The following is a 7,241-nucleotide window of genomic DNA, read 5'->3' on the forward strand; positions in this document are numbered from 1 at the left end:
TGTCATTCTCCAGATCAAACCGTCATCCGCTCGATGACACGCCGCCAGGCATCCTAGGATTCCCCCTATCACCTCACCGGTCTCTTTCGACAGGAACCCCATGAGCGACACTTCCCCCTACGGCTTCGAGCTTGTGCGGCGTGGGTACGACCGCGCTCAGGTGGACGAACGCATTTCCAAGCTCGTCTCCGATCGTGACGGCGCCCTCTCACGTATCACCGCTCTGGAAAAGCGCATTGAGGAGCTCCACCTCGAAACCCAGAACGCGCAGGCCCAGGTGAACGACGCGGAGCCGTCGTACGCCGGACTCGGTGCCCGCGTCGAGAAGATCCTCCGCCTCGCCGAGGAGGAGGCGAAGGACCTGCGCGAGGAGGCCCGCCGGGCTTCCGAGCAGCACCGCGAACTGGCCGAGTCCGCCGCCCAGCAAGTACGCAACGACGCCGAGCAGTTCGCCGCGGACCGCAAGTCGAAGGCCGAGGACGAGGGCGTCCGCATCGTCGAGACCGCCAAGGGCGAGGCGAACGCGCTGCGCGCGGAGGCGCAGAAGGACGCGCAGTCGAAGCGCGAGGAGGCGGACGCCCTCTTCGAGGAGACCCGCGCCAAGGCCGCGCAGGCCGCCGCCGACTTCGAGACCAACCTCGCCAAGCGCCGCGAGCAGTCCGAGCGGGATCTGGCGTCCCGTCAGGCCAAGGCGGAGAAGCGGCTCGCGGAGATCGAGCACCGTGCCGAGCAGCTTCGCCTGGAGGCGGAGAAGCTGCGTACCGACGCGGAGCGCAGGGCCCGGCAGACGGTGGAGACGGCGCAGCGCCAGGCCGAGGACATCGTGGCCGACGCCAACGCCAAGGCGGACCGCATCCGCAGCGAGTCCGAGCGGGAGCTCGCGGCCCTCACCAACCGCCGCGACTCGATCAACGCGCAGCTCACCAATGTGCGCGAGATGCTGGCGACGCTCACCGGTGCCGCGGTGGCCGCGGCCGGCGCGCCCACCGAGGACGAGGGTGCCGCGCACGGCGTGCCCGCCCAGCAGAGCCGCTGACACCGCAGCAGGCTCAGGCTCCTCCCCCCGGTGAGGTCGGCGCACCCCCGCCGCCGTACCCGGACGAACGCCCCGCGGTCCTGCGACCGCGGGGCGTCGCGCTGCCCGGACGGGGCCGGGAGCGCTCCGGAGGCAGCACGGCGGAGGGCGTCGTAGCGTGGGCGCATGATTGAGGTGGAGGCACTCACCAAGCGCTACGGCGAGAAGGTGGCCGTCGACCATCTGTCGTTCTCGGTACGGCCCGGCATGGTCACCGGCTTCCTCGGTCCGAACGGCGCGGGCAAGTCCACCACCATGCGCATGATGCTGGGCCTGGACCACCCCACCGCCGGGGACGTCCGGATCGACGGCTCGCACTACGAGGCGCTGCGCGACCCGCTCACCTGTATCGGTGCGCTGCTGGAGGCGAAGAGCGTGCACGGCGGGCGCAGCGCCCGCAACCATCTGCTGTGCCTGGCGCAGAGCAACGGCATCCCGGACCGCCGGGTGCGCGAGGTGCTGGACACGGTGGGCCTGACGGCGGTGGCGAAGAAGAAGGCCAAGGGCTTCTCGCTGGGTATGAGCCAGCGCCTGGGGATCGCGGCGGCGCTGCTCGGCGATCCGCGGATCCTGATGTTCGACGAGCCGGTCAACGGCCTCGACCCGGAGGGCATCCACTGGATCCGCAATCTGATGAAGTCCCTTGCCGCGCAAGGCCGTACGGTCTTCGTCTCCTCGCATCTGATGAGCGAGATGGCGCTGACCGCGGAGCATCTGATCGTGATCGGGCAGGGCCGGCTGCTCGCGGACACCTCGATGGCCGACTTCATCCGGCAGAACTCCCGCAGCTATGTACGGCTGCGCTCCCCGCAGCGCGAGGAGTTGCTCGATGTGCTGCACGGCGCGGGCATCACGGCCGCCGAGGCGCCCGGCGGGGTACTGGAGGTGGACGGCGGCAGCGCCGAGCAGTTGGGCGAGCTGGCGGCCCGGCACCGGCTCGTCCTGCATGAGCTGAGCCCCCAACAGGCCTCGCTGGAGGAGGCGTTCATGCGGCTGACGGCCGAGTCGGTGGAGTACCACGCGCATACGGACGCGGGCACGGGCGGCCCGGTCGGGCAGCCGCCGCCGGGCGGTGCGGCGGTGCCCGCCGCGCCCGGCCGTGCCGTCGAAGGCTGGGGCGCCGGCTGGCAGCCCCGTAAGGAACGGTGAGCGATGGCCTCCGCGAATGTCCTCAGATCGGAGTGGACGAAGATCCGGTCGGTGTCGTCGACGGTGTGGACGCTGTCGCTGGCGGTGGTGGTCACCGTCGCGCTCGGTATGTTGATCAGCGCCTTGACCAGGAACGACTTCGGCTCGATGAGCACCGGCGACAAGCTCGCCTTCGACCCGACGTATGTGAGCTTCGCGGGCATGAGCCTGGGTCAGCTCGCGATGATCGTCTTCGGGGTGCTGGTGGTGTCGAACGAGTACAGCTCCGGCATGATCCGAAGCTCGCTGGCGGCGGTGCCGCGCCGGGGCACCTTCCTCAGCTCGAAGATCGCGGTGGCGACGCTGCTGGCGTTCCTGGTGGGCCTGGTGACGAGCTTCGCCGCGTTCTTCCTCGGCCAGGCCATGCTGGGCGCCCACCGGACGTCGATCGGCGATCCGGGGGTGCTGCGCGCGGTGTTCGGCGGGGCGCTCTATATGACGCTGATCGCGGTGTTCTCGATGGGGGTGGCGGCGATGCTGCGCAGTCCCATGCTGTCGCTGGGCATCCTGATGCCGTTCTTCTTCCTGATCTCCAGCATCCTGGGCAATGTCTCCGCCACCAAGAAGGTGGGCCGCTTCCTCCCCGACCAGGCCGGCCAGAAGATCATGCAGGTGGTCCGCCCCTTCCACGACGACACCCCGTACGGCCCGTGGGGCGGGCTCGGCATCATGGTCCTCTGGGTCCTCGCGGTCCTCGCGGGCGGCTTCTACCTCCTCCGCAGCCGGGACGCCTGAGCGCACCGAGCCCGGATCGGAACCGAAGGCTTTGGCCGGAACCGTCAGCAGCCCGTTATCCTCCTAAGCCTTACGGGGGCGTGCGCCACGTCCTGAGATCTGTCGATGGGTGCGGAGCATGATCGAGGCAGTCGGCCTGACCAAGCGCTACGGCGCCAAGACGGCCGTGTACGACCTTTCGTTCCAGGTGCGGCCGGGCACCGTGACCGGCTTCCTCGGCCCCAACGGATCGGGCAAGTCCACCACGATGCGCATGATCCTGGGCCTGGACCAGCCGACCGCGGGCCGGGTCACCATCGGCGGCCACCCGTACGCCCGGCTGCCCAACGCGCCACGTCAGGTGGGCGCGCTGCTCGACGCGAAAGCGGTGCACGGCGGGCGGTCCGCCCGCAGCCATCTGCTCTGCCTGGCGCAGTTGTCCGGCATCCCGGACCGCCGGGTGGACGAGGTACTGGGGGTGGTCGGGCTCCAGGACGTGGCGCGGAAGCGGTCCAAGGGCTTCTCCCTCGGTATGGGCCAGCGCCTGGGCATCGCCGCGGCGCTCCTCGGCGACCCGCAGGTGCTGCTCTTCGACGAGCCGGTCAACGGCCTCGACCCGGAGGGCATCCTCTGGGTGCGGAATCTGATGAAGTCCCTTGCCGCGGAAGGCCGTACGGTCTTCGTCTCCTCGCATCTGATGAGCGAGATGGCGCTGACCGCGGAGCATCTGATCGTGATCGGCCGCGGGCAGTTGATGGCCGATATGAGCGTCAGCGAGTTCATCTCGCGCAACTCCGCGGACTTCGCCCGGGTCCGCACCCCCGCCGACGAGCCCGAGGCGCGGGAGAAGCTCTCGGCCGCGCTCACCGAGGCGGGCGGGCAGGTGCTGCCGGAGCCGGACGGCGCGCTGCGGGTGACGGGCCTGCCGCTGCCGCGGATCAGCGATCTGGCGCACGGGGCGGAGGTGCGGCTGTGGGAGTTGTCCCCGCATCAGGCCTCGCTGGAGGAGGCGTACATGCGGATGACGCAGGGCGCCGTGGACTACCGCTCCACCCACGATCAGCGGGCCGGGCTCCAGGATGTGCCACCGGCCGACTGGCAGCCGCCGACGCAACAGCCCCCGGTCCCCGGTCAGGGCCAGCCGGGCTGGTACGCGCCGCCGCCCCCGCAGCAGGGCGGGCAGCCCTTCGCGATGCCGCCGGGTACCCAGGCCCCCGGCGCGGCACCCGCCGGGCAGCCGAACCCCTACGCGGCGCCGATGCCGGCCGCCGCCCCCTCCCCCGAGATGCCGAAGCGCGACAGCGAGGACCCGCAGTGACGACGCCGACCCCGCCCACCCCGCCCGGCGCTCCCCAGCCCGCGGACGCCCCGCGGCAGCCCGCCGGGGAGCAAGCCGCCCCGCCGGCACCCCAGCCGCCGCACCAGGCGCCCCAGCCGGTCCCACAGGCACCCCAAGTCCCGCAAGCGGCACAGCAGTTCGCGATGCCGGGCGCGGGTGCCGTCGGGGGTGGCTGGGCCGGGGCGCCGGGGTACACCTCGCCGATCCCCACCACCCATGCCCACCTCGGGAACGCCCTCGCCTCCGAGTGGACCAAGATCCGCTCGGTGCGCTCCACCCTGTGGACCCTCGGTGTGTACGTCGTCCTCGTCCTCGGCCTCGGCCTGCTGGTGACCTGGGTGCTCTCGATGGAGAACGACGGCGCGTCCAACAACACCCCGGTGCTCTCCGGCGGCTTCTTCGGTGTGCTGGTGGGCAGCCTCTGCATCACCTCGCTAGGGGTGCTCACCGTCTCCTCCGAGTACGGCACCGGCATGATCCGCACCACCCTGACCGCCTGCCCCAACCGCGGCCGGGTGCTGCTCGCCAAGGCCATCGTCTTCTTCGTAGTGGCCTTCACCGTGACACTGGTCTGCACGTCGCTGGTGGCCCTGGTGCAGTCCGCGGTGCTCACCGGCAACGGCGCGGACGACCCGACCGGCTCCGAATGGCTGCGCGCCACCCTCGGGGTCAGCCTCTATATCGCCCTCTTCGGGCTGCTGGCACTGGCCGTCGGGGCGCTGCTGCGGCACTCCGCGGGCGGCATCACGCTGATGGTCGGGGTGCTGCTGGCGCCGCTGGTGCTGGCGCTGTTCATGTTCGCCCGCTCCATGCACGCCATCCGGGACTTCCTGCTGGAGTACTCGATCCCGAACCAGTTGAGCGCCTTCTACTCGTCCACGCTGAGCAACTCCGGGCCCACCGGCTGGGACCCGCTGTGGATCATGCTGGCCCTCGCCGTGGCGGGCCTCGGCGCGGCCTACGCGGTCATGAGCCAGCGCGACGTCTGAGCGGACACCGCCACTGAGCCCCCGGTTCCCCTCGGCGCCGGGGGCTCAGTAGCGCGGTGCGTTGCGGGAGCGCTGGACGCGGGAGGTGCGGCGGTCCCGGGCGTTCCAGCAGGACTTGTGCCAGTGACGGCGCTCGTCCACACCGGCGTGGTCGGGCCAGGCCACCACATGCGGGGCCGCGGAGGGGATCTCCTGGTCGCAGCCGGGGCAGCGGTACCGCTTGCCCTCGGCGCTCGCCCCGGCGACCAGCCGGACGTTCCACTCCTCGCCCTGCCAGTCCTCGGTGCGCTGGAATCCGCCGTACCGGCCGCGCTCCCGGTCCGCCGCGGATCCCTCGGAACCGCCCGCGGGCCCGGTGCGCCCGGCGGCCCTGCGGGACGACGCGCGGTTTCGACGCGGGGACACGGCACACACCTCACGGCAGGAAGGGAACGGCTGGCCGCCTCCAGGGTACGCGCCGGGTGTCCCGCACCGGGCCGAACCGGTCGGTTCCGGACGACACCGCCGGGGCGGCCACCGAGACCTACGGGGGCGCTCAACGGGCGTGCGCCGGGCGCGAGTTGGGCGCGGGCATCCGCCTCGGCGGGGCAGGCCGTGCCTTCGGCAGGTGTCGTGCGTTGTTGCGTAGAGGGTGTGCCGCGTCGGCCCCTGGGAGGCAGAGTGCGATGACGCAGACCGCTGCGACACAGGGCACGGGGGCGGTGCGGGTGGGCAGCTTCGTACTGGCCGCGCAGTTCCCCGGGCAGGGGCACGGGGAGGCGCTGCACCGGGCGGTGCGCAGTGCGGAGGTGTCCGACCGGGCGGGCCTGGACACGGTGTGGCTCGCCGAGCACCACTTCGTGCCGTACGGGACCTGTCCTTCGGCGGTGACGCTGGCGGCGCTGCTGCTGGGGCGGACCGAACGCATCCGGGTGGGGACCGCGGTGAGTGTGCTGCCCACGGTGCACCCGGTGGCGCTCGGCGAGCAGGCCGCGCTGCTGCATCTCACCTCCGGCGGGCGGTTCTCGCTGGGCGTGGGCCGCGGCGGGCCCTGGGTCGATCTGGAGGTCTTCGGCACCGGTCTCGACGCCTATGAGCGGGGCTTCCCGGACTCGCTCGACCTGCTGCTGCGGTGGCTGCGGGAGCCGCGGGTGGCGGGCGGCGGCGGGCGGTTCACGTTCCGCGAGGTGGCGGTGGTGCCGCGGCCGGGGGAGGCGGTGCGGGAGGTGCCGGGCCCGGAGGTGGTGGTGGCGTGCACCTCGCCGCGGAGCGTACGGCTGGCGGCGGAGCGGGGGCTGCCGATGCTGCTCGGGATGCACTGCGGGGACGAGGAGAAGGCGGGGATGGTCGCACTGTGGCGTTCGGCGGCGCGAGCGGCGGGCCGGGGCGCGGAGGAGATCGCGTGCGCCCCTCATGTGTCGGCGGGGGTGGCGCAGTTGGCGGACCGGGACGCGGAGGCGGCCGAGACGCTGCTCAAGGCGATGCCGGGCTGGCTGCGGAAGGGCCTCGCCGCCCATGTCTCGGTGGACGGCCGCCCGCGCGGGATGCGGGACCCGGTCGCGTACACCGAACTCCTCTGCGGGCTGCATCCGGTGGGCAGTCCGCGACGGTGTGCGGACCGGCTGGCGGCGACCGCGGAGCGTACCGGTATCCGGCGGTTCGCGCTGCTCACCGAGGGGTCGGGCGATCTGCGCGGCACCGAGGAGAACATCCGGCGGCTGGGCGCCGAGGTGCTGCCGCAGTTGCGGTGACCACGGCCTCCGAACGCGTATCCGACGGCCCGTCAGATCCGTCCGAGTCTCGCCCACCCCATTCCCGGCATGTCCGAAAACAGCCCCCGGGGACGGGAGTTGGGGCGGGCGAAGAGGTGGGGGGCGCCCGGGGCGGCGGCGCCGACCCACCCGGGCGGGGGGGTCGCCCGCCCACCCCGCCCGCGTACGCAGCCACGCCACAACAG

Annotated in this window: 7 protein-coding genes; 6 read left to right on the forward strand and 1 reads right to left on the reverse strand. The window is 72.3% G+C overall.

Annotation, left to right across the window (positions count from 1 at the left end; all coding sequences use genetic code 11):
- Window positions 1-100: 100 nt before the first annotated feature.
- From ACFVST_RS14290 to ACFVST_RS14310, 5 genes are all read left to right on the forward strand, one after another.
- Window positions 101-1,036 (forward strand): cellulose-binding protein, encoded by a 936-nt coding sequence (locus tag ACFVST_RS14290; protein ID WP_390150456.1) that lies wholly within the window; start codon window positions 101-103, stop codon window positions 1,034-1,036.
- A 165-nt stretch (window positions 1,037-1,201) separates the two neighbouring features.
- On the forward strand, window positions 1,202-2,224 hold the full coding sequence (locus ACFVST_RS14295) for an ATP-binding cassette domain-containing protein (RefSeq protein WP_390150459.1): 1,023 nt from the start codon (window positions 1,202-1,204) through the stop codon (window positions 2,222-2,224).
- Between the two features lie 3 nt (window positions 2,225-2,227).
- The gene (locus tag ACFVST_RS14300) at window positions 2,228-2,998 is read left to right on the forward strand and encodes an ABC transporter permease (RefSeq protein WP_390150462.1); all 771 of its coding nucleotides are present in this window, start codon (window positions 2,228-2,230) and stop codon (window positions 2,996-2,998) included.
- Window positions 2,999-3,116: 118 nt separating this feature from the next.
- Window positions 3,117-4,295 (forward strand): ABC transporter ATP-binding protein, encoded by a 1,179-nt coding sequence (locus tag ACFVST_RS14305; protein WP_390150465.1) that lies wholly within the window; start codon window positions 3,117-3,119, stop codon window positions 4,293-4,295.
- A 164-nt stretch (window positions 4,296-4,459) separates the two neighbouring features.
- Window positions 4,460-5,305: an ABC transporter permease subunit gene (locus ACFVST_RS14310; protein WP_390150651.1), complete on the forward strand. Its 846-nt coding sequence runs from the start codon at window positions 4,460-4,462 to the stop codon at window positions 5,303-5,305.
- A gap of 45 nt (window positions 5,306-5,350) precedes the next feature.
- Here ACFVST_RS14310 and ACFVST_RS14315 read toward each other — a convergent pair whose 3' ends face one another.
- Complete coding sequence (locus ACFVST_RS14315) at window positions 5,351-5,710, reverse strand: ATP/GTP-binding protein (RefSeq protein ID WP_390150468.1); 360 nt, start codon at window positions 5,708-5,710, stop codon at window positions 5,351-5,353.
- A 296-nt stretch (window positions 5,711-6,006) separates the two neighbouring features.
- Here ACFVST_RS14315 and ACFVST_RS14320 point away from each other — a divergent pair, with 296 nt between their 5' ends.
- Window positions 6,007-7,035, forward strand: a complete 1,029-nt coding sequence (locus ACFVST_RS14320) for an LLM class flavin-dependent oxidoreductase (protein ID WP_390150652.1) — start codon at window positions 6,007-6,009, stop codon at window positions 7,033-7,035.
- Window positions 7,036-7,241: the final 206 nt, after the last annotated feature.

The organism is Streptomyces sp. NPDC058045 (assembly GCF_042885635.1).
Classification (GTDB): Bacteria; Actinomycetota; Actinomycetes; order Streptomycetales; family Streptomycetaceae; genus Streptomyces.